The organism is Pseudomonas sp. DrBHI1 (genome assembly GCF_002205115.1).
In the GTDB taxonomy this organism is placed as follows: domain Bacteria; phylum Pseudomonadota; class Gammaproteobacteria; order Pseudomonadales; family Pseudomonadaceae; genus Aquipseudomonas; species Aquipseudomonas mosselii.
The window spans coordinates 1-19,944 of sequence record NZ_NIBE01000093.1; the positions used below are offsets into that span (position 1 = coordinate 1).

General features: G+C 65.6%; 18 protein-coding genes, 1 tRNA gene and 1 pseudogene. 11 read left to right on the top strand and 9 right to left on the bottom strand.

Translation table 11 applies throughout. The features are described 5' to 3' along the window. On the bottom strand, positions 1 to 1,261 hold a 1,261-nt coding region (locus tag CC207_RS18980), incomplete at its 3' end, for an aconitase family protein (protein ID WP_256582125.1). Positions 1,262 to 1,480: 219 nt separating this feature from the next. Here CC207_RS18980 and rlmM point away from each other — a divergent pair. The 3 genes from rlmM to pdxB all read left to right on the top strand — a co-directional run bounded on the left by rlmM (position 1,481) and on the right by pdxB (position 4,047). Beyond that, entirely contained in the window at positions 1,481 to 2,545 is a 1,065-nt protein-coding gene (rlmM, locus tag CC207_RS18985) for a 23S rRNA (cytidine(2498)-2'-O)-methyltransferase RlmM (protein ID WP_062359604.1), read from the top strand. A gap of 68 nt (positions 2,546 to 2,613) precedes the next feature. After that, on the top strand, positions 2,614 to 2,856 hold the full coding sequence (gene tusA / locus CC207_RS18990) for a sulfurtransferase TusA (RefSeq protein ID WP_028692762.1): 243 nt from the start codon (positions 2,614 to 2,616) through the stop codon (positions 2,854 to 2,856). 48 nt (positions 2,857 to 2,904) lie between these two features. After that, on the top strand, positions 2,905 to 4,047 hold the full coding sequence (pdxB, locus tag CC207_RS18995; RefSeq protein WP_088852575.1) for a 4-phosphoerythronate dehydrogenase PdxB: 1,143 nt from the start codon (positions 2,905 to 2,907) through the stop codon (positions 4,045 to 4,047). A 52-nt stretch (positions 4,048 to 4,099) separates the two neighbouring features. Here pdxB and CC207_RS27175 read toward each other — a convergent pair whose 3' ends face one another. Beyond that, on the bottom strand, positions 4,100 to 4,273 hold the full coding sequence (locus CC207_RS27175) for a PA1571 family protein (protein WP_167388413.1): 174 nt from the start codon (positions 4,271 to 4,273) through the stop codon (positions 4,100 to 4,102). A 246-nt stretch (positions 4,274 to 4,519) separates the two neighbouring features. Between CC207_RS27175 and CC207_RS19000 the strand changes: the two genes are divergently transcribed. The 4 genes and pseudogenes from CC207_RS19000 to mqo all read left to right on the top strand — a co-directional run bounded on the left by CC207_RS19000 (position 4,520) and on the right by mqo (position 9,942). After that, positions 4,520 to 6,283: an ABC transporter transmembrane domain-containing protein gene (locus CC207_RS19000; RefSeq protein WP_088852576.1), complete on the top strand. Its 1,764-nt coding sequence runs from the start codon at positions 4,520 to 4,522 to the stop codon at positions 6,281 to 6,283. A gap of 770 nt (positions 6,284 to 7,053) precedes the next feature. Next, positions 7,054 to 7,164: pseudogene (locus tag CC207_RS28410) on the top strand (hypothetical protein); the annotation flags it as partial. A gap of 228 nt (positions 7,165 to 7,392) precedes the next feature. Then, positions 7,393 to 8,097 carry a methyl-accepting chemotaxis protein gene (locus CC207_RS28415; RefSeq protein WP_371349882.1) on the top strand — a complete coding sequence of 235 codons (705 nt, stop codon included), beginning with the start codon at positions 7,393 to 7,395 and terminating at the stop codon, positions 8,095 to 8,097. 279 nt (positions 8,098 to 8,376) lie between these two features. Continuing rightward, on the top strand, positions 8,377 to 9,942 hold the full coding sequence (gene mqo / locus CC207_RS19010) for a malate dehydrogenase (quinone) (RefSeq protein WP_088852577.1): 1,566 nt from the start codon (positions 8,377 to 8,379) through the stop codon (positions 9,940 to 9,942). Positions 9,943 to 10,047: 105 nt separating this feature from the next. Here mqo and CC207_RS19015 read toward each other — a convergent pair. Further along, positions 10,048 to 10,124, bottom strand: a tRNA-Pro gene (locus CC207_RS19015). 81 nt (positions 10,125 to 10,205) lie between these two features. Continuing rightward, positions 10,206 to 10,427, bottom strand: coding sequence for a YgdI/YgdR family lipoprotein (locus CC207_RS19020; protein WP_028692757.1), 222 nt, complete (start codon positions 10,425 to 10,427; stop codon positions 10,206 to 10,208). 170 nt (positions 10,428 to 10,597) lie between these two features. Here CC207_RS19020 and moaB point away from each other — a divergent pair, with 170 nt between their 5' ends. Together moaB and glp are read left to right on the top strand one after the other, a co-directional pair. Beyond that, positions 10,598 to 11,137 (top strand): molybdenum cofactor biosynthesis protein B, encoded by a 540-nt coding sequence (gene moaB / locus CC207_RS19025; protein ID WP_028692756.1) that lies wholly within the window; start codon positions 10,598 to 10,600, stop codon positions 11,135 to 11,137. Next, entirely contained in the window at positions 11,121 to 12,341 is a 1,221-nt protein-coding gene (glp, locus tag CC207_RS19030; RefSeq protein WP_028692755.1) for a gephyrin-like molybdotransferase Glp, read from the top strand. The genes moaB and glp overlap by 17 nt, the downstream gene beginning before the upstream one ends. Here glp and CC207_RS19035 read toward each other — a convergent pair. Next, complete coding sequence (locus tag CC207_RS19035) at positions 12,330 to 13,565, bottom strand: glycosyltransferase family 4 protein (protein WP_028692754.1); 1,236 nt, start codon at positions 13,563 to 13,565, stop codon at positions 12,330 to 12,332. The genes glp and CC207_RS19035 overlap by 12 nt on opposite strands. Before the next feature lie 63 nt (positions 13,566 to 13,628). Next, on the bottom strand, positions 13,629 to 15,083 hold the full coding sequence (locus tag CC207_RS19040) for a mannose-1-phosphate guanylyltransferase/mannose-6-phosphate isomerase (protein WP_088852578.1): 1,455 nt from the start codon (positions 15,081 to 15,083) through the stop codon (positions 13,629 to 13,631). A 266-nt stretch (positions 15,084 to 15,349) separates the two neighbouring features. Between CC207_RS19040 and yegS the strand changes: the two genes are divergently transcribed. Continuing rightward, a complete protein-coding gene (yegS, locus tag CC207_RS19045; protein WP_088852579.1) occupies positions 15,350 to 16,237 on the top strand; it encodes a lipid kinase YegS in 888 nt (295 codons plus the stop codon). Here yegS and CC207_RS19050 read toward each other — a convergent pair. The 3 genes from CC207_RS19050 to CC207_RS19060 form a co-directional block, all read right to left on the bottom strand. Beyond that, positions 16,221 to 16,880: a response regulator transcription factor gene (locus CC207_RS19050; RefSeq protein ID WP_028692751.1), complete on the bottom strand. Its 660-nt coding sequence runs from the start codon at positions 16,878 to 16,880 to the stop codon at positions 16,221 to 16,223. The two genes, yegS and CC207_RS19050, sit on opposite strands and share 17 nt — an antisense overlap. Beyond that, complete coding sequence (locus CC207_RS19055; RefSeq protein WP_028692750.1) at positions 16,870 to 17,766, bottom strand: sensor histidine kinase; 897 nt, start codon at positions 17,764 to 17,766, stop codon at positions 16,870 to 16,872. The genes CC207_RS19050 and CC207_RS19055 overlap by 11 nt, the downstream gene beginning before the upstream one ends. Before the next feature lie 377 nt (positions 17,767 to 18,143). Next, entirely contained in the window at positions 18,144 to 18,644 is a 501-nt protein-coding gene (locus CC207_RS19060) for a hypothetical protein (RefSeq protein WP_036986768.1), read from the bottom strand. A gap of 338 nt (positions 18,645 to 18,982) precedes the next feature. Here CC207_RS19060 and CC207_RS19065 point away from each other — a divergent pair, with 338 nt between their 5' ends. Then, on the top strand, positions 18,983 to 19,912 hold the full coding sequence (locus CC207_RS19065) for a chemotaxis protein CheV (RefSeq protein WP_028692748.1): 930 nt from the start codon (positions 18,983 to 18,985) through the stop codon (positions 19,910 to 19,912). The last annotated feature ends 32 nt before the right edge of the window (positions 19,913 to 19,944 follow it).

Below are 19,944 nucleotides of genomic sequence, written 5' to 3' on the forward strand. Positions count from 1 at the left end.
CCGCCACCCCACCACCGCCTTCGCTTTCCAGGCGGCCGACCTCCTTGGCCAGGGGTTTGGGCTGCAGTTCGATGAAGTGGTCGAAGGCCTGGGCGACCTGGCCCAGAGCAACCCGGTCCTGCGGCCGCTTGGGCCCGGCGAGGCTGGCTTCGACGTCGTTCATGTCCAGTGCCAGGGTGTCGCTGAACAGCGGCTCCTGGCCTGGCAGGCGCCACAATCCCTGGGCCTTGCTGTAGGCCTCGACCAGTTGCACGGCCTCTTCGGGGCGCCCGGACAGGCGCAGGTAGTCCAGGGTCACCTGGTCCACCGGGAAGAAACCGCAGGTGGCGCCGTACTCAGGGGCCATGTTGGCAATGGTGGCGCGGTCGGCCAGCGGCAGGTCGGCCAGGCCGTCGCCGTAGAACTCGACGAACTTGCCCACCACGCCCTTCTTGCGCAGCATCTGTGTCACCGTCAGCACCAGGTCGGTGGCGGTTATGCCCTCGCGCAGCTTGCCGGTGAGCTTGAAGCCGATGACCTCGGGGATCAGCATCGACACCGGCTGGCCGAGCATCGCCGCCTCGGCCTCGATACCACCGACGCCCCAGCCGAGCACGCCCAGGCCGTTGATCATGGTGGTGTGCGAGTCGGTGCCGACCAGGGTGTCGGGGAAGGCGTAGGTGCGGCCGTCCGCCTCACGGGTCCACACGGTGCGCCCCAGGTACTCGAGGTTGACCTGGTGGCAGATGCCGGTGCCCGGCGGTACCACGCGGAAATTGTCGAAGGCGCTCTGGCCCCAGCGCAGGAAGGCGTAGCGCTCGCCGTTGCGTTGCATCTCGATGTCGACGTTCTGAGCGAAGGCATTGGGGCTGGCGTAACGGTCGACCATCACCGAGTGGTCGATCACCAGGTCCACCGGCGACAACGGATTGATTCGCTGTGGGTCGCCACCGGCCTTGGCCATCGCCGCGCGCATGGCGGCCAGGTCGACCACCGCCGGCACGCCGGTGAAGTCCTGCATCAGCACCCGCGCCGGGCGGTACTGGATCTCGCGGTCGGAGCGACGCTCCTGCAGCCACTGGGCCAGGGCGCGCAGATCGTCGCCGGTGACGGTCTTGCCGTCTTCCCAGCGCAGCAGGTTTTCCAGCAGCACCTTCAGTGACATGGGCAGGCGCTGCAGGTCGCCGAGCTGGCGCGCGGCGTCGGGCAGGCTGAAATAGTGGTAGACATGGTCGGCCACCTGGAGAGTCTTGAGGGTTTTCAGGCTATCGAGCGAGGGCATTTACAACTCCTTGTGCTCCGGTGTCCGGCGATTGCGTGTCGCTCGCCGGTGTCACCGCTCTGGACCGGTCCGCACGGCACGGACCTGGCTGAACAGTCAGGTTAGACCGGTTTGTCTGGCCTGACCCTTTTCTGGACCGATGGGGCGTGTCGTCGGTTCCGATCTTCCTTTATCATTCGCCGCCCTGGCGCCGTCTGCGCCAGTGATGTGGAGTGAGAAATGAATACCCTGTTCATGCATTGCCGGCCCGGCTTCGAGGGCGAGGTCTGCGCCGAAATCAGCGAACACGCCGCCCACCTGGGTGTGTCCGGCTATGCCAAGGGCAAGCCGCAGAGCGCCTGCGCCGAGTTCGTCTGCAGCGAGCCGGACGGTGCCGAACGCATGATGCAGACACTGCGCTTCTCGCAGCTGATCTTCCCGCGCCAGTGGGCCCGCGGCACCTACGTCGAGCTGCCGGAGACCGACCGCATCAGCGTGCTGCTCGAGCACCTGGCCGCGCTGCCGGTGTGCGGCAGCCTGTGGCTGGAAGTGCTCGACAGTAACGATGGCAAGGAGCTGTCGACCTTCTGCCGCAAGTTCGAGGTGCCGCTGCGCAAGGCCCTGGAAAAGGCCGGGCGGCTGGTGGACGACGCCCGGCGGCCACGCCTGCTGCTGACCTTCATCAGCGGCCGGCGGGTGTTCCTGGGGCTTGCCGAGGCCGACAACTCGGCGCTGTGGCCGATGGGCATCCCGCGCCTGAAATTCCCCCGCGAGGCCCCCAGCCGCTCGACCCTCAAGCTCGAGGAGGCGTGGCACCAGTTCATTCCCCGCGAGCAGTGGGACCAGCGCCTGAACGACGACATGACCGGCGTCGACCTGGGCGCCGCGCCCGGCGGCTGGACCTACCAGCTGGTCAAGCGCGGCATGCTGGTGACCGCCATCGACAACGGGCCGATGGCCGAAAGCCTGATGGACACCGGCCTGGTCACCCACCTGATGGCCGACGGCTTCACCTGGAAGCCCCGCCAGACCGTCGACTGGATGGTCTGCGATATCGTCGAGAAGCCGGCGCGCACCGCTTCGCTGATCGAGACCTGGCTGGGCGAAGGGCTGTGCCGCGAGGCAGTGGTCAACCTGAAGCTGCCGATGAAGCAGCGCCACGCTGAGGTGCGCAAGCTGCTCGAGCGCATCGAGGCCGGGTTCAAGGCGCGCAAGGTGAAGGTATCGATCGCCTGCAAGCAGCTGTATCACGACCGCGAGGAAGTGACCTGCCACCTGCGCCGGCTGGACCTGAAACCGCGCTGAGGCCAGCGCGGGGGCTGTGACAGCCCCGCTTCATGCGCCACAATGACGATCATTTTGCGGAGCCCTACATGACCGATTTCACCCATGATGCGATCCTCGACGCCACCGGCCTGAACTGCCCGGAGCCGGTGATGATGTTGCACAAGCACGTGCGCGAACTGGCCGGCGGCGGCGTGCTCAAGGTGATCGCCACCGACCCGTCGACCCGCCGCGACATTCCCAAGTTCTGCATCTTCCTCGGCCACGAGCTGCTCGGCCAGCAGGAAGAGTCCGGCACCTACCTGTACTGGATCCGCAAGAAGGCCGACTGAGCCGCCTGTGATCGCGCTACACTGCGCTCCCCCTGACAGGAGAGCGCCATGCTGATAGTTGCCGACGAGAATATCCCGCTGCTCGATGCCTTCTTCGCCGGTTTCGGCGAGATCCGCCGTTACCCCGGCCGGGCCATCGACGCCGCCTGCGTCAAGGATGCCGATGTGCTGCTGGTACGCTCGGTGACCCGCGTCGACCGGCAACTGCTCGAAGGCAGCCGGGTGCGTTTTGTCGGCACCTGCACCATCGGCACAGACCACCTTGACCTCGAATATTTCGCCCAGGCCGGTATCCACTGGAGCAGCGCGCCGGGCTGCAACGCCCGGGGCGTGGTGGACTACGTGTTGGGCAGTTTGCTGACCTTGGCCGAGCTTGAAGGGGCAGACCTAAGCAAGCGCGTCTATGGCGTGGTCGGCGCCGGCGAGGTCGGTGGCCGTCTGGTTCGGGTGCTGCACGGCCTGGGCTGGAAGGTGCTGGTGTGCGACCCGGTGCGCCAGGCCGGCGAGGGCGGCGACTTTGTCGACCTTGAGATGATTCTTGATCAGTGCGACGTGATCAGCCTGCACACGCCGCTGCAGCGCGGCGGCGAGCACCCGACCTGGCACCTGCTCGACCATTCGCGCCTGGCGCGGCTGCGTGCCGGCGCCTGGCTGATCAACGCCAGCCGCGGACCGGTGGTGGACAACGCGGCCCTGCGCGAATTGCTGCTGGACCGCGAGGATGTGCACGCGGTGCTCGATGTGTGGGAGGGCGAGCCGCAGGTGGACCTGCAACTGGCCGATCTTTGCACCCTGGCCACGCCGCATATCGCCGGCTACAGCCTGGATGGCAAGCAGCGGGGCACGGCACAGATCTACCAGGCCTTCTGCCGCTGGCGCGGGGAACCCGAGCAGGTATACCTGGCCGATCTTCTGCCGGCTCCGGGCCTGGCTCAGATCGAGTTTGACGCGAACGCGGACCCGGCCTGGGCGCTGGCCACCCTGTGCCGGGCGGTCTATGACCCCCGCCGTGACGATGCGGATTTCCGTCGCAGCCTCAGCGAAGACCCAGCCGAACAGCGTGCGGCGTTTGACCTGCTGCGCAAGCACTATCCGGTACGGCGTGAGATCGAGGGGCTGGCAGTGCGTGTAGGTGGGCAGGCGCCGCAACTGGCGCAACTGGTCAGTGCTCTGGGGGCGGTGCTGGCCTGACGGCCGGCCAATAAAAACCCGGCGCAAGCGCCGGGTTGCACGCAATTCGGGGTCAGGCCTTGCCGGTTTTCTTGACCCGGCTCTCTTCCAGGTCCTTGCAGGCCTTCTGGATCATCTGCTCGGTGATCGGGACCTCACGGCCCTGGGCATCGATGATCGAGCCGCAGACCTGAGGTTGCGGACGGTTCTGTGTCTTGGGCGTGTCGGTGCTGTGCTGCAAGCTCATGTCCTGTCTCCTCTTTCAGGTTCAAGCTCAAGGTAGCGCTTCGCCGTGACTGGTCTGTGACAGTTTTCGGCGTCATGCCGGATCAGTCCAACAGAAACGGTGGTAAAGCTCTAGTCGCAGGTTAGAACGAATGGGCATAGTCACTGTCGTTCTCTTCGTTCATGGGACGGCGTCGTATTCCCGGACGTTGCACAGGGCCGACGAGTGGTAGTCTTGGTCTTGTCTCCGTATGGAACCACCCTCGCCATGCCCGATCCTATCTCTGCCCGCCAGCGCCGCGCCCTGTACCTGGGCTGGCGCTTCGTTCGTCCCTATCGCCGCCAGGCCCTGCTGGCCTTGCTGGCGCTGGTGGTCACCGCCGCCATCACCCTTTCCATGGGCCAGGGCATCCGTCTGCTGGTCGACCAGGGCTTCATGACCGGCTCGGCGCACCAGCTCAACCAGACCATCGGCCTGTTCCTGCTGCTGGTGGTGGCGCTGGCAGTGGGGACCTTCGCCCGTTTCTACCTGGTGTCGTGGATCGGTGAGCGCTGCGTGGCCGATATCCGCCGGGCGGTGTTCGACCACCTGATCGGCCTGCATCCGGGCTTCTTCGAGGACAATCGCAGTTCTGAGATCCAGTCGCGGCTGACCGCCGACACCACCTTGCTGCAGTCGGTGATCGGCTCGTCGCTGTCGATGTTCCTGCGCAACGCGTTGATGGTGCTGGGCGGGGTGATCCTGCTGTTTGTCACCAATCCCAAGCTGACCAGCATCGTGGTGCTGGCACTGCCGCTGGTGCTGGCGCCGATCCTGCTGTTTGGCCGGCGTGTGCGCAGCCTGTCGCGGCAGAGCCAGGACCGGGTGGCCGACGTGGGCAGCTATGTCGCCGAGACCCTGGGCCAGATCAAGACGGTGCAAGCCTACAACCATCAGGGGCATGACCAGGCGCGCTTCGCCGAGACCGTGGAGGCGGCGTTCGGCGTGGCGCGCCGGCGCATCGTCCAGCGCGCTTGGTTGATCACCCTGGTGATCGTGCTGGTGCTTGGGGCGGTGGGGGTGATGCTCTGGGTCGGCGGCATGGATGTGATTGCCGGGCGCATCTCTGGTGGCGAGCTGGCCGCCTTCGTGTTCTACAGCCTGATCGTCGGCAGTGCCTTTGGCACTCTGAGCGAGGTGATCGGCGAACTGCAACGGGCCGCGGGTGCCGCCGAACGTATCGCCGAGCTGCTGGCGGCGCAGACGGCGATCCTGGCGCCAGTGCCAGCGCAGGGGCTGGCGCAGGGGCGCGTGACGGGTGACATCCAGTTGTGCGACGTGCGCTTCGCCTACCCGTCGCGCCCCACTGCGGCGGCCATCGATGGTCTGAGCCTGCACATCCGCCCAGGCGAGACCGTGGCCTTGGTCGGGCCGTCGGGGGCCGGCAAGTCGACCCTGTTCGACCTGCTGCTGCGCTTCTACGACCCACAGGGCGGCGCGATTCTGCTCGACGGCCAGCCGATCACCGGGCTGGAGCCTGCCGAGCTGCGCCGCCAGTTCGCCCTGGTGGCCCAGCAACCGGCACTGTTCCGTGGCACGGTCGAGGCCAACATCCGTTACGGCCGGCCCGACGCCAGCCTGGCTGAGGTCGAGGCGGCGGCGCGCAGCGCCCATGCCGATGAATTCATCGCCCAGTTACCCCAGGGCTACCAGACGCTGCTGGGCGAGGGCGGCGTGGGCTTGTCCGGCGGCCAGCGCCAGCGCCTGGCGATTGCCCGGGCGCTGTTGGTGGATGCGCCGATCCTGCTGCTGGACGAGGCCACCAGCGCCCTGGACGCGCAGAGCGAGCACCTGATCCAGCAGGCCTTGCCGCTGTTGATGGCCGGGCGCACCACGCTGGTCATTGCCCACCGCCTGGCGACGGTGCAGCATGCCGACCGTATCGCGGTGATCGACAAAGGCCGACTGGCGGCAGTCGGCAGCCATCGACAACTGATCGAGCAAAGCCCACTCTACGCACGCCTGGCGGCGCTGCAGTTCAACCCGGCCTGAGCGGCCATGGCTGTCGCAGTTTTGTAACAATTCTGTAGCAATTGCCTGAGACTATCTGCCTCGCTGTTGCGCAGTTGCTCGCCCTCGCTGCCATCGCCCGATGGCGGCGTTTTCGGGCCAGCGAAAGAGGACAAGGATGCCTCCGTCGGCGGTGCCGTCGTGTGCCGTTTTCCCTCTTCCTTGTTCCGAGATCCGCAATCTTGCGTAAATCCCTCAGAGTGCAAATTCTCTCCCTGCTCGGCGGCAGCCTGCTGGCGATCCTGCTGATCGCCCTGGTGTGCTTCCAGTTCCTGTCGTCCAGCGTGCGCGGCTATGCCGAGCTGGTGGACGGGCCGTTGCGTGCCTCGCAACTGATAGACGAAGCCAATCTGCAGTTCAAGATCCAGGTGCAGGAGTGGAAGAACGTGCTGTTGCGTGGTCGCCAGCCAGCGGAGCTGGACAAGTACTGGCAGCAGTTCCAGGCCCGCGAACAGCAGGTGCAGCAGTTGCTGGGGCAACTGATCGACAGCAGCGAGCCAGCGCTCAGGGCGCGCCTGGAGCAGCTCAAGGCCAGCCACCGGCAGCTGGGCTCGGCCTACGCGCAAGGTCGCCAGGCGTTCCTGGCCGCCGGCGGCGACCCGGTGGCGGGCGACCTGGCGGTAAAGGGCGTGGACCGTGCCACCAGCGACCAGATGAGCGCGTTGGTGGAGCAGTTGCGCGCCGATGCCCTCGGGCGTGCCGCCGCCATCAGCGCCAGCGCCGAGCGCACGGTGTGGCTGGGCGTGCTGGTAATGCTGGGTTCAGCTGTGCTGGTCGGGCTGTTCAGCCTGTGGCTGGTCAACCGTAGTCTGGTCGAGCCGATCCGCCAACTGATCGATTATGTCGCCCAGCTCAGCCAGGGGCGTTTCGCCGCCCGTGTCGACAGCCGCCGCGAGGATGAACTGGGACGCCTGGCGCTGGCCGCCAATACGCTGCGTGACTTCCTCGCCGATACCGTCGGACGCCTGAAGGACAATGCCGAGGAGCTGGAAACAGCCAGTGGCCGGCTGCGCAGCATCGCCGGCGACATGGCCCACGGCACCCACGATCAGTTCCAGCGCACCGACCAGGTCGCCACGGCCATGCACGAAATGTCCGCCACCGCCCAGGAAGTGGCGCGCCACGCCGCCGACGCCGCCCGCGCCGCGGACGAGGCCGACCACAGTGCCCAGGCCGGCGAGCAGGTCATGCAGCGGACCATCGACACCATCGCCGTGGTCAATCGCGAAATCGCCGGTACCGCGACGGTGATCCGTCACCTGGAGCACGACAGCACGCGCATCGGCAAGGTACTCGAAGTGATTCGCGGCATCGCCGAGCAGACCAACCTGCTGGCGCTCAACGCCGCCATCGAGGCCGCCCGTGCCGGCGAGGCCGGGCGCGGCTTCGCGGTGGTGGCCGACGAGGTGCGCAGCTTGGCACAGCGCACCGCCGCGTCGATCGCCGAGATCCACCAGATCATCGAGGCCGTGCAGTCGGGCGCGGTGGAGGCGGTCAAGGCCATCGAGAGCGGCCAGCAGCGCAGCGAGGAGGGCGCTGAGCAGGTGCAGCAGGCCGGGCAGATGCTGCAGCGCATCACCACGGCGGTTGAAGCGATCCGCGACATGAACCGGCAGATCGCCACCGCTGCCGAGGAGCAGACCAGCGTCGCCGAGGACATCTCGCGCAACCTGGTCGAGATCACCCGCATCGCCACCGCCAACCAGGAGGCCGTGCAGCACACCGAACAGGCCGGGCAGCGCTTGCACGGATTGTCGGGGCAGTTGGGCGAGGTCACTTCCCGCCTGAGCGCTTGAAATCGCCTTCGCGGGTGGGGAAATCCGCCAGTTTCGCATGCGGTATCAGATGCCTGTGGCGGATTGTCGCCATCCACTGGGTAGCCGGGAACGCTAGGGGCGGTATCAGTCGTGGCCCAGGCCAACCTGGCACACTCTCTGCTTTACGCCGCCCCGGGCCACGGCCCGAGGCGATCGTGCCCCGATTTCGCAAGACTCCTGCTGACCAGAACAACAACATCCGGGCGTGCACGCCGGGGGCAACGACTGCCAGTCCTTCACTTCAATTGGATTGAGCTAATGAAAAAAATCCTGCTGACGCTCCTGTGCCTGGGCGTCATCGGCTGCTCCAAGCCCGCGGAGCCACAGAAGTCCGTCGATGTCCTGCTGATCGGCGGCGGCATCATGAGTGCAAGCCTTGGGACCTACCTCACCGAGCTGGAACCGAACTGGAAGGTCGACGTCTACGAGCGCATGGAGCAGGTCGCCGAGGAAAGCTCCAACGCCTGGAACAACGCCGGCACCGGCCACTCGGCGTTCTGCGAGCTGAACTACACCAGCGTCGGCAAGGACGGCAGCATCGACATCGGCAAGGCGGTCAACGTCAACGAGCAATTCGAGGTATCCAAGCAGTTCTGGGCCTACCAGGTCGAGCAGGGCGTGCTGAGCAACCCGCGTTCGTTCATCAACAACGTGCCGCACATGAGCTTCGTCTGGGGTGATGACAACGTCGCCTTCTTGCACAAGCGCGTCGAAGCCTTGCAACACAGCTCGCTGTTCCGCGGCATGGAGATCACCGAGGACCACGAGCAGATCCGCAAGTGGGCGCCGCTGGTGATGGAAGGCCGTGACCCCGGGCAGAAGGTGGCCGCGACCCGCATGGCCATCGGCACTGACGTGAACTTCGGCGAGATTACCCGCCAGCTGTTCGCCTCGATGGCCCGCAACCCCAATGTGCAGCTGCACCTGAGTCATGAAGTGCGCGACATTGTGCGCAATGACGATGGCAGCTGGAATGTGGTGGTGGCCGACCTGGCCAACGGTGGCAAGGAGTCGGCGGTCAAAGCCAAATTCGTCTTCATCGGCGCCGGTGGCGGTGCGCTCAAACTGCTGCAGAAATCCGGTATTCCGGAGGCCGAAGGCTATGCAGGCTTCCCGGTCGGTGGCCAGTTCCTGATGACCGACAATGCCGACCTGGTCACCCGCCACAAGGCCAAGCTGTACGGCAAGGCCTCGGTCGGCGCGCCGCCGATGTCGGTGCCGCACCTGGACACCCGGGTGATCGATGGCAAGGAAGTGCTGCTGTTCGGCCCGTTCGCGACCTTCTCCACCAAGTACCTCAAGCACGGCTCGTTGCTGGACATGTTCAGCTCGCTGACCACCCACAACATCAGCCCGATGATGCATGCCGGGATCGATAACATTGACCTGAGCACCTACCTGATGGGCCAACTGATGCTGAGTTTCGATGACCGGATGGCAGCGCTGCGCGAGTACTTCCCCAACGCCAAGAACGAAGACTGGAAGCTGCTCCAGGCCGGCCAGCGCGTGCAGGTGATCAAGAAGGATCCCGAGCACGGTGGCGTCCTGCAGTTCGGCACCGAAGTGGTGGCCGCCAAGGACGGCAGCATTGCCGCGCTGCTGGGCGCCTCGCCCGGTGCCTCGACCGCCGCGCCGATCATGCTGAGCGTGCTGGAGAAGACCTTCAAGGACCGGATCAACAGCGCCGAGTGGCAAGCCAAGCTCAAGCAGATCGTGCCCACCTACGGCCAGAAGCTGAACAACGACCTTGAGCTGACCAACAAGACCCGTGAGTGGAGCAGTGCGCGCCTGCAACTGCTGTACGTGCCGGTGTTGCCGGAGTAAAGCAGTAGAAGCCCGTGCCATGCAGCGTCACGGCACGGGCCTGTCTTACTCCGGGCTTTTCGCAGGCAACAAAAAACCCGCTCTAGGCGGGTTTTTTGCGGGATATGGTCGGAGAGACAGGATTCGAACCTGCGGCCTTCTCGTCCCGAACGAGACGCGCTACCTGGCTGCGCTACACTCCGATGTGCAAAATGCTACTGCATCGCTTTTTTCAACGCAACCCCTTGTTGCAAAAAGGAGTTGCGTCCAAAAGCATTCCCGGATCACAGCTCCTTGACGGTGCGGATCTGGTCTTTGTTGATACGCGTGCGCTTGCCGTCGAGCTGCTCGAATTCGTAGAAACCGGAATCGTCGTCATAGGATGGGGTGTCCACCGCCTGGATCTCGCGGCCGTCGTTCAGGGTGATGACGGTTGGCGAGGCGCAGCCGGCGAGGGCGCCCAGGCCCAGGACAAGCAGGAAGGCGGGAAGGGTCCGTTGGATCATCGTGTTTCTCCAGTGCGATGGTGCTAGATGTCATTAAGACGCAGGGCGTCCACGCAAGTTCCTTGCACAGTCCAGCATAGCGCCATCGCGGCGGCATTGACCAAGAACAACGCCGCAGGCCGCCTGTGATATAACAGCGCACATTCCCAGTTACCCTGCGACGGACTCCCATGAAAGCCAAGGCAGATACCCCATTCGTTGCGCTGAACATCGCCGTGCTGACAGTCAGCGATACCCGCACCTTCGACACCGACACCTCCGGCCAGCTGTTCGTCGATCGCCTGGGCGCCGCCGGGCACCGCCTGGCCGAGCGCGTGCTGCTCAAGGACGACCTGTACAAGATCCGCGCCCAGGTCGCGACCTGGATCGCCGATGACCAGGTGCAGGTGGTGTTGATCACCGGCGGTACCGGCTTCACTGGCCGCGACAGCACCCCGGAAGCCGTGGCGTGCCTGCTGGACAAGCAGGTCGAGGGCTTTGGCGAGCTGTTCCGGCAGATCTCGGTGGCCGACATCGGTACCTCCACCGTGCAGTCCCGCGCCCTGGCGGGGCTTGCCAACGGCACCCTGGTCTGCTGCCTGCCGGGCTCGACCAACGCTGTGCGCACCGGCTGGGACGGCATCCTCGCCGAGCAGCTGGACGCCCGTCACCGGCCGTGCAATTTCGTGCCGCACCTGAAGCAGGCGGCGGCCTGTGACAGCCGTGGTTGAGGTGGCCCGGCCCTTGATGCCGGTGGAAGAGGCCCTGGAGCGCCTGCTGGCGCTGGCCGATACGGCGCCCATCGCCGAGACCGAACACGTAGCGCTGGGCGAGGCCGAAGGGCGGGTCCTGGCCCATGAGCTGGTGGCCGGCCTCGACCTGCCGCCGTGGCCCAACAGCGCCATGGACGGCTACGCCCTGCGCCTGGCCGACTGGCAGGGCGAACCGCTGCGGGTGACCCAGCGCATCTTCGCCGGGCATGCGCCACAGCCCCTGGAGCCTGGCACCTGCGCACGGATCTTCACCGGCGCGCCGCTGCCGGAAGGCGCCGATTGCGTCGAGATGCAGGAAAACACCAAGGTGCTTGAAGACGGCCGGGTGCGCTTTCTTGAGCCCCTGGCGCTGGGGCAGAACGTTCGCCCCAAGGGCCAGGAAACCCGTGTCGGCGAACAGGTGATGAGCGCCGGCACGCGGCTGGGTCCGATCCAGCTCGGCCTGGCCGCGACCCTGGGCTTCGCTACGCTCGAAGTGCGGCGCCGGCCCCGGGTGGCGGTGCTGTCGACCGGCGACGAACTGGTCGAGCCGGGCCTGGCCCTGGGCCCCGGGCAGATCTACAACAGCAACCGACGCCTGCTGGTCAGTTGGCTGCAACGCCTGGGCTGCACGGTGGTCGATGCCGGCATCCTCCCGGACGATCTCGAGCGCACCCGCCAGTGCCTGGGCGGGCTGGGCGATGTCGACCTGATCCTGTCCACCGGCGGCGTGTCGGTGGGCGAAGCCGATTTCCTCGGCCTGGCCCTGCGCGAGGTGGGCGAGCTGGCGCTGTGGAAGCTGGCGATCAAGCCGGGCAAGCCGCTGACCTTCGGTCATTACCAAGGGGTACCGGTGATCGGCCTGCCGGGCAATCCGGCCTCGACCCTGGTCACCTTCGGCCTGCTGACCCGGCCCTATCTGCTGCGCCGACTGGGCGTGGCCCATGTCGCGCCGCTGCGCTTCAGCGTGCCGGCGGGCTTCGACTGGCCCAAGGCCGGAACCCGCCGAGAGTACCTGCGGGCGCGCATCGAGGACGGTCGCGTGCGCATCTACAAGAACCAGAGCTCCGGTGTGCTGCGCAGCGCGGCATGGGCCGACGGCGTGGTGGAAGTGCTCGAAGGCACGACGCCGCAACAGGACGATGCGGTGACATTCATCCCGTTCAGCGAACTACTTGGCTAGTACGCTACCGGTGGCCGCCGCGCCGGTCGGCGCCAGTTGGGTCAGGCGCATGTGCACGTTCTCCAGCTGCTGGGCGGCGACGCTCCAGTCATGACGCTGGCGGGCGAACTGGCGCCCGACCTCGCTGAGCTGGCACATGCGCCATGGCTGGTTGAGCAGTTGGGTGACCAGCAGCGCCAGCTGGCCGCTGTCGTCGCTGCCCAGGTAGTGCTCGCCGTTGTTCATGGCCAGGCCCGAGGCGCCCTTGCTGGTGGTGATTACCGGCAATCCGGCGGCCATCGCCTCAAGGATTTTTACTTTGGAGCCGCCGGCATGGCGCAGCGGTGCGAAGAACAGCGCCGAGCGCCGTTGCAGCTCGCGCAGGTCGGCACGATAGCCCACCCACTCGATGCGCGGGTCGTTCCAGTGCAGCTTCCAACTGGCCGGCAGGGCGTGGCCGGCGATGGCCAGGCGCACCGCCGGATTGCTCATCCACACCTGGGGCAGGATCTCCTCCAGCGCCCATTCGATGGCCTCCAGGTTGGCGCCGTACTCGAAGTTGCCGACGAACAGCAGGCGCTGGCTGTGCGGCGTGGGGCGCACGTCCTGATAGTGGTCGCAGTCCACGCCATTGACCACCACGTTCACCGGGCGGCCGCTGATCTGGCTGATAAGCTCGGCATCGTGGGCGCTGACCGCCACCACCTCCGTGGGTTGGCGCAGCACCCGCTGTTCCCAGCGCCGGTAACGCCAGCGGTCGAAGGCGTTCAATGGCCGTAGCCACAAGGGCAGGCGGTCGTGGCAGGCGGCGCCCGTCACCGATTCCAGGTAGTGCTCGCTGAGCATGTAGGGCAGGCCGCGGGCCTGCAAGGCCTTCTCGAACGGCTGGAAGCTGTAGCTGTGCTCGATCTGGATCACATCCCAGGGTTCGTCCAGCAGTTGCTCGAAACGGTGCCTCAGGCACGGTGCCAGGCCGTTGATGATGGCCCGCATGGGGTAGTCGATAATGGGCGAGGCCAACAGGTTCAGCGGGCTGTGCAGTGGGCGCCGGGGCAGCACCAGCAGGCGCTCCACCAAGGGCTCCAGGGCCTCGCGCGCAGCGTCACACAAAGGGATCTTCGACTGCACCAGCAAGGTGATCCGGTGGCCATGCTGCGCCAGGGCGCGCAGCAGGTGGTATTGCCGGGTCTTGCTGCCGCTGGTGGTGGGCCAGGGCAGGTAGGGCAGGGTCCAGAGTATGCGCATGAGCCCGAATCCTCGCGGTTGGCCGGGTGTCGGCCCTGGATGGCAAGACGCGCCCGCTGGCAGTCAAGCAGATGCTGCTGCCGGGGCGCGTCCATAGATATCAGTAAAGCGCACGATGTCGTCTTCGCCCAGGTACTCGCCGCTCTGCACCTCGATCATCACCAGGTCGATGACGCCGGGGTTGGTCAGGCGATGGCTGCGCCCGGGCTTGATGAAGGTCGACTCGTTGGTGTCGAGCAGAAACTCCTCTTCACCGTTGGTCACGCAGGCCATGCCGCTGACCACGATCCAGTGCTCGCTGCGGTGATGGTGCATCTGCAGCGACAGCGATTCGCCGGGGCGGACCATGATGCGCTTGATCTTGAACCGTGGCCCTTCCTCGAGCACGGTGTACAGGCCCCAGGGGCGGGTCACGGTGCGGTGCAGGCGGTAGGCGTCATGGCCCTGTCGCTTGAGTTGCTGGGCGATCACCTTGACCTCCTGGCTGCGCGCCGCGTCGGCGATCAACAGGGCGTCGGGGGTGTCGATGACGATCAGGTTGTCCAGGCCCACCGCGCCCACCAACCGTCGCGGCGAGTCGATGTAGCAGTTGCTCACGTCATGCAGCACGGTTTCGCCGTTGCAGTGGTTGCCCTGGCTGTCGGCCGGGCGCAGCTCGCGCACCGCTTCCCAGCTGCCGATATCGCTCCAGCCGATGGCGCAGGGCACCACGGCCACCTGGGTGGAGGGCTCCATGAGCGCGTAGTCGATTGAGATATCAGGTGCGAGCGCGAAACTGTCGGCGTCGAGTTCCACCTGCTGGCCGCACGCCCCCTCCTTGAACGCGCTCTGCACCAGGCAGTGGGTCACGTTGTGCAGCAGCTCGGGGGCGTGGGCCTGCAGCTCCTGCAGCACCGTGCCCGCGCGCAGGCAGAACATGCCGGCGTTCCACAGGTGCCGGCCACCGTCCAGGTAGGCCTGGGCGGTGTCTGTGTCTGGCTTTTCGACGAAGCGGGCGACCCGGTAACTGTCGCCGTCGAGCGGCTCGCCCAGTTCGATGTAGCCGAAGCCGGTCTCGGCGCGGGTCGGCAGCAGGCCGAAGGTGGTCAGCCAGCCTTGTGCGGCCAGGGCCATGGCCCGCTGGACAGCCGCCTCGAAGGCGTCCTGGTCCTGGATCAGGTGGTCGGCGGGGAGTACCAGCAGCAGGCTGTCCTCGCCATGCAGGCGGGCGCAGTGCAGCGCTGCGGCGGCGATGGCGGGGGCGGTGTTGCGACCGAAGGGTTCGAGGATGAAGTCCAGGGCGATGCGCTGGCTGCCGACCTGGCGATACTCGTCCTGGGTACGGAACACCACTTCGCGGTTGGTCACCGTGAGTACCCGCTCGACGCCGGGCAGGCTGCTGGCGCGGCTGAAGGTCTTCTGCAGCAGGCTCATGCCATCGGGCAGGCGCATGAAGGGCTTGGGCATGGCCTCGCGGGAGACCGGCCACAATCGGGTGCCGGCGCCGCCAGCGATGATGCAGGGGATCAGAACGCTCATAGTCACAGCCTCGAATCAGGGCGCCGGGGGCGGCGCAATGCACGGAAATCACGACCTGTCAGGCGTCTGGCGGCACAAAGTCAATAAAATGACTTTTCGAGTCGGCTTCGTCCGTGATGGCCAAATATTTGTCAGATGATGCACCTGTGATGCTCGGCTTTCAATGGCATTTGTGTGAAGCGGCGGTTTTTCGGCGTAGCAGGGAGCAATCTGCTCGTCGCAGTGGTCGAGATTGCGGTAGGGCATTTCTATTCGGGGAGAACGGCATGAGCGAGCGCAAGGCACTGTTGATCCTGCATGGCAAACAGGCCGGCAACGAAGAGGTGCGAGCCGCGGTGGGCCAGCTGCGCGAGCGGGGCTGGACCCTGGATGTGCGCCTGACCTGGGAGGGCGGCGACGCCCAGCGCCTGGTCGGCGAGGCCCTGGCCGCGGGCTATGGCCAGGTGGTGGCCGGTGGCGGTGACGGCACGTTGCGTGATGTGGCCGAAGCCATGGGCCTGGCCGCGACCCAGGCCAGCCTGGCACTGTTGCCGCTGGGTACCGCCAACGACTTCGCCAGGGCGGCCGGCGTGCCCCTCGAACCGCAGGCGGCTCTCGACCTGCTGGAGGTGCCGGCGCGGCCGATCGACCTGGGGCGGGTGGGCGACCAGTTGTTTTTGAACATGGCCACCGGGGGCTTCGGCAGCCAGGTCACGGCCAACACCTCGGAAGACCTGAAGAAAGTGCTGGGTGCGGCTGCCTACCTGTTCACCGGCCTGTCACGCTTCAGCGAGCTGCAGGCCGCCTCGGTGAAACTGCAGGGGCCCGGCTTCCAGTGGCAGGGCGAATTGCTGGCGCTGGGCATCGGCAACGGCCGCCAGGCCGGCGGCGGGCATGTGCTGTGCCCGGAGGCGACGGTGGATGACGGCCTGCTGGATATCGGCATTCTGCCGGCGCCGCAGGAGGTGGCGGGGGCCTTGCGCGACTTGCTGGCCGGCGACGGACTGTTCGTTCGTGCGCGGTTGCCATGGGTGGAAATCAAGGGTGCCCAGGGGCTGGACATGAACCTCGACGGCGAGCCGCTGCAGGCCGCCAGCCTGCGTTTCGAGGCCATGCCGCAGGCGTTGCGCGTGCATTTGCCTGCGGACTCGCCGCTGCTCAGTCGTCCAGGCTGATGATCTTTTCGCGCACGGCGAACAGTACCAGGCCCGCCACGTCGTAGATCTGCAGGCGTTTCATGATCTGCGAGCGGTGGGTCTCCACGGTCTTGATCGACAGGCCCAGGCCGGCGGCGATCTCTCGGGTCGACTTGCCGCGCACGATAAGGCGCAGGATCTCCAGCTGGCGACCGGTCAGGTTGTGACCTTCGCTGCTCGGCTGGCGGCTGTTCTGGGCGCGCAGCAGCGCCTGGTTGATGACAGTGTGGGCGATGGCCGGGCTGAGGTAGCGTTCGTCGTTGCGCAGCGCGGTGAGCGCTTGTTCCAGTTCGGTGGCCGTGGTGTCCTTGAGCAGGTAGCCGTGGGCGCCGCTTTCCAAGGCACGCATGATCAATTCCGGATCGGTGTGCATCGACAGGATCAGGACCTTGCAGGTGCAACCGTTTGCGCGCAATTGCGTCAGCGCGTCCAGACCGCTGGTCGAACGCATGGAAATGTCCAGCAGGACGATGTCTGGCGCCAGGCGCAGCACGTGGTCCAGGAGCTGGCTGCCGTCGTCGGCTTCGCCGACCACGGTGTAACCGGGGATGTCCGATACCAGTGCCCTGACGCCTGCGCGAATCAGGGAGTGATCGTCCACCAGCAGTAATCTACAGGTCATCGGGGGCAGGGGTCCTGGCGCGTTCTTGGCTGCGGGGTGGCCACGGAAAGAGGGCTTCTATCTGGGTGCCTTGGCCGGGCTGGCTGGTGATGGTCAGGCTGCCTTGCAGCGCGGTCACCCGCTCCTGCATGCCAGCCATGCCGCGCTGGCCGTATTCTGCGGGGAACTGGGCCGGAACGAAGCCGCCGCCGTCGTCGTGGATCGACAGGGCCAGGCCGGCCGGGGTGCGTTGCAACCTAACCACCAGATTACGCGCGTCGGCGTGGCGTAGCATGTTGGTGACCGCCTCCTGGGTAATGCGGAAGGCGGCCATGGCCACTTCTTCGCTGATGCCGCCCAGGCGCTGGTTGCATTCCAGGCTCCAGTGTACCTCGGTGTTCTCCAGGGTGCGCAGCAGGTGCGCGCGCAGGCTTGCCTCCAGGCCCAGGCTGGCCAGCTGGCGCGGGTTGAGAATGGTGGAAACGTCGCGCACGTTGCTCAGGGTCAGGTCCAGGGTGCTGCGCAGGGTGCTGCAGTGCTCCTGCAGCTCGGCCGGTACCCGGCGTTGCAGCCAGTCGACCTGGAGCTTGGCGGCGGTCAGCAGTTGGCCGATATCGTCGTGCAGCTCGCGGCTCAGTCGCTGGCGCTCGCTTTCCTGCACCTTGAGCATGCGCGTGGCCAATTCCGCCGGGCGCAGGCTGATCGAGCGCGCCCAGTGGCGCAGGTGCCAGCCGACGCCGAGCATCGCCAGCAGTTGCAGCAGCAGCTGGCTGGCCGACAAGGGCTGAGTGCTCAGGTACACCACCAGGTTTGCCGCCAGCGATGCAACGCACAGCAGGGCGGTCGTCCAGCGCAGCAGGGCAACGGGGGGGCGACAACGCTGGAGAAACTTCAAGCGTGGGAGCATAGATAAGGAAGCCACTGAGTTATAGCGGTTTTTAGCATTGCACGCGTCTGCCCCGAGATTTTTCCGCTCCACCACTCATCAAGTGTCGGATGCGGATCCAATCGGCCGATAACCTGGGCGCGCATGTTCGAATGCACGCATGTTATCACTTTGATTGAGTTTGGTCGCGGGGGGATAACTGCTTGAAAGCTCGTATTTTCCGGGCTGTGGCGGGCCTGTCGGGCGAGGGGATGGCTAGCAGAGTGCCATTATTAAATGATGTTTCCGCTGGGTGTGGAATAACTAACATTTCGTCTTTGCCAACACATTTGGAAAAACTTGGCCAACTTTGCAAGTTTAACCCGGGTGCGGGCTTAGTTGGGACTCAGTTGCTCGCTTTAGTGTTGCAGGTCGCAAGCCTCGGTACCGTTATCCACTGTATGGGGGTGAGCGCAGAACACCCCCGTCTGCTGGCAGTCCGCGCACAGCTGCACGGACGGCTGGCCCAGTGCGGTGGCCAGTTCACCCAGCAGCTGCCGCTGTTCATCGGTGTCCATGCCTAGCTGGCCGGTGTGTGGGTCGAGCAACTCCAGTTGCCAGTCGAGCAGGGTCAGGCAGGCGTCCAGTGCAGGCAGGCTGCTGCCGTGCAGGTGCTGCTGGGCGCAGGTGGGTGCTAGCAGCTTTTGCAAGGCGAACGCATAGTGGGCGACCTCGAGCAGGCCGAGCGTGTCTGCACGGCGGGCCAGGGTGTCGAGTGCAGTGGTGAGGCTGTGGCAGGCGTCCGGGTCGTTGGCGATCAGCTCCAGGTGCTGCAGGCATTCCTGGGATCTGGCCAGCAGGACCTGCGCGTCCTGCAAAAAGGCCGCCACGGCGGCGTTGTGCAGTGGTGTGCTATCCATCATGGCGCCCCGTGGTCAGGGATTGGCCGTACCAAGATGATTGCTCGCAAAAGCCTGACTCCGTTCATGCAGTGAGAATGGCGTCACATTAATGGCTAATGGATATTGCGAACATCAGGTTGCACCCGATTGCTACTAGGGGTTTCCCTGATGAGGATTCAGGTGGTTCGTTCGTTGCGAGCGAGGGACGCGGCGGGATGTGGCAGCAGTAAAGCATGATGGTAAAGTGATATCAATCACCTGGAGCGGCTTTTTCCATCAGGGGTCAAGCTACGCGCGCATCCGCCGATACAGGGGGATGCATTCATTTTTACCGACTCACGCCTGGGGGCTTTCCAATGGCTGGCATTCTCGACACGGTAGACCAACGCACGCAACTGGTGGGTGAGAACCGCCTGGAAATCCTGATGTTCCGTCTGGCCGGCCGACAGTTGTTCGCCATCAACGTATTCAAGGTCCAGGAAGTGCTGCAGCTGCCAAAGCTGACGCTCATGCCGCAACGCCATTCCTTCGTCTGCGGCGTGGTCAACCTGCGCGGCCAGACGCTGCCGGTGATCGACCTGTCCCAGGCGATCGGCATGCGCCCGCTGCAGCCGGGTCCTGACAGCACCATCATCGTCACCGAATACAACCGTTCGGTGCAGGCGTTCCTGGTAGGCGGTGTCGATCGTATCGTCAACATGAACTGGGAAGCCATCATGCCGCCACCGGCCAGCGCTGGTCGCCAGCACTACCTCACCGCGATCACCAAGGTCGACGAGAAGCTGGTGGAGGTCATCGACGTGGAGAAGGTGTTGGCCGAGATCGTGCCGTACAACGCCAAGGTGTCCCGCGACAAGCTGGAAGACCCGGTACTGGCCCGCGCCCGTGGCCGCGAAGTGCTGCTGGTAGACGACTCCAGCGTGGCCCTGGCGCAGTTGCGCGACACCCTGTCGCAATTGGGAGTGAAGCTGCACGTGGCCAGCGACGGCCTCAAGGCCCTGCGGCTGCTCAAGGGTTGGGCCGACGCCGGGGAGAATGTCTGCGAGAAGTTGCTGATGATTTTCACCGATGCCGAAATGCCAGAGATGGACGGTTACCGGCTGACCACCGAGATCCGCAACGACCCGCGCCTGCGTGGCCTTTACGTGGTGCTGCACACCTCGCTGTCGGGTAGTTTCAACGAATCCATGGTCAAGAAGGTCGGTTGCGACAACTTCCTGTCCAAGTTCCAGCCCGATCGTCTGGTGGATGTGGTGCGTCAGCGTCTGAACATGGATCACGCCTAGGTGTAAGCTTGGTTTTTAAATGGCAACCAGGT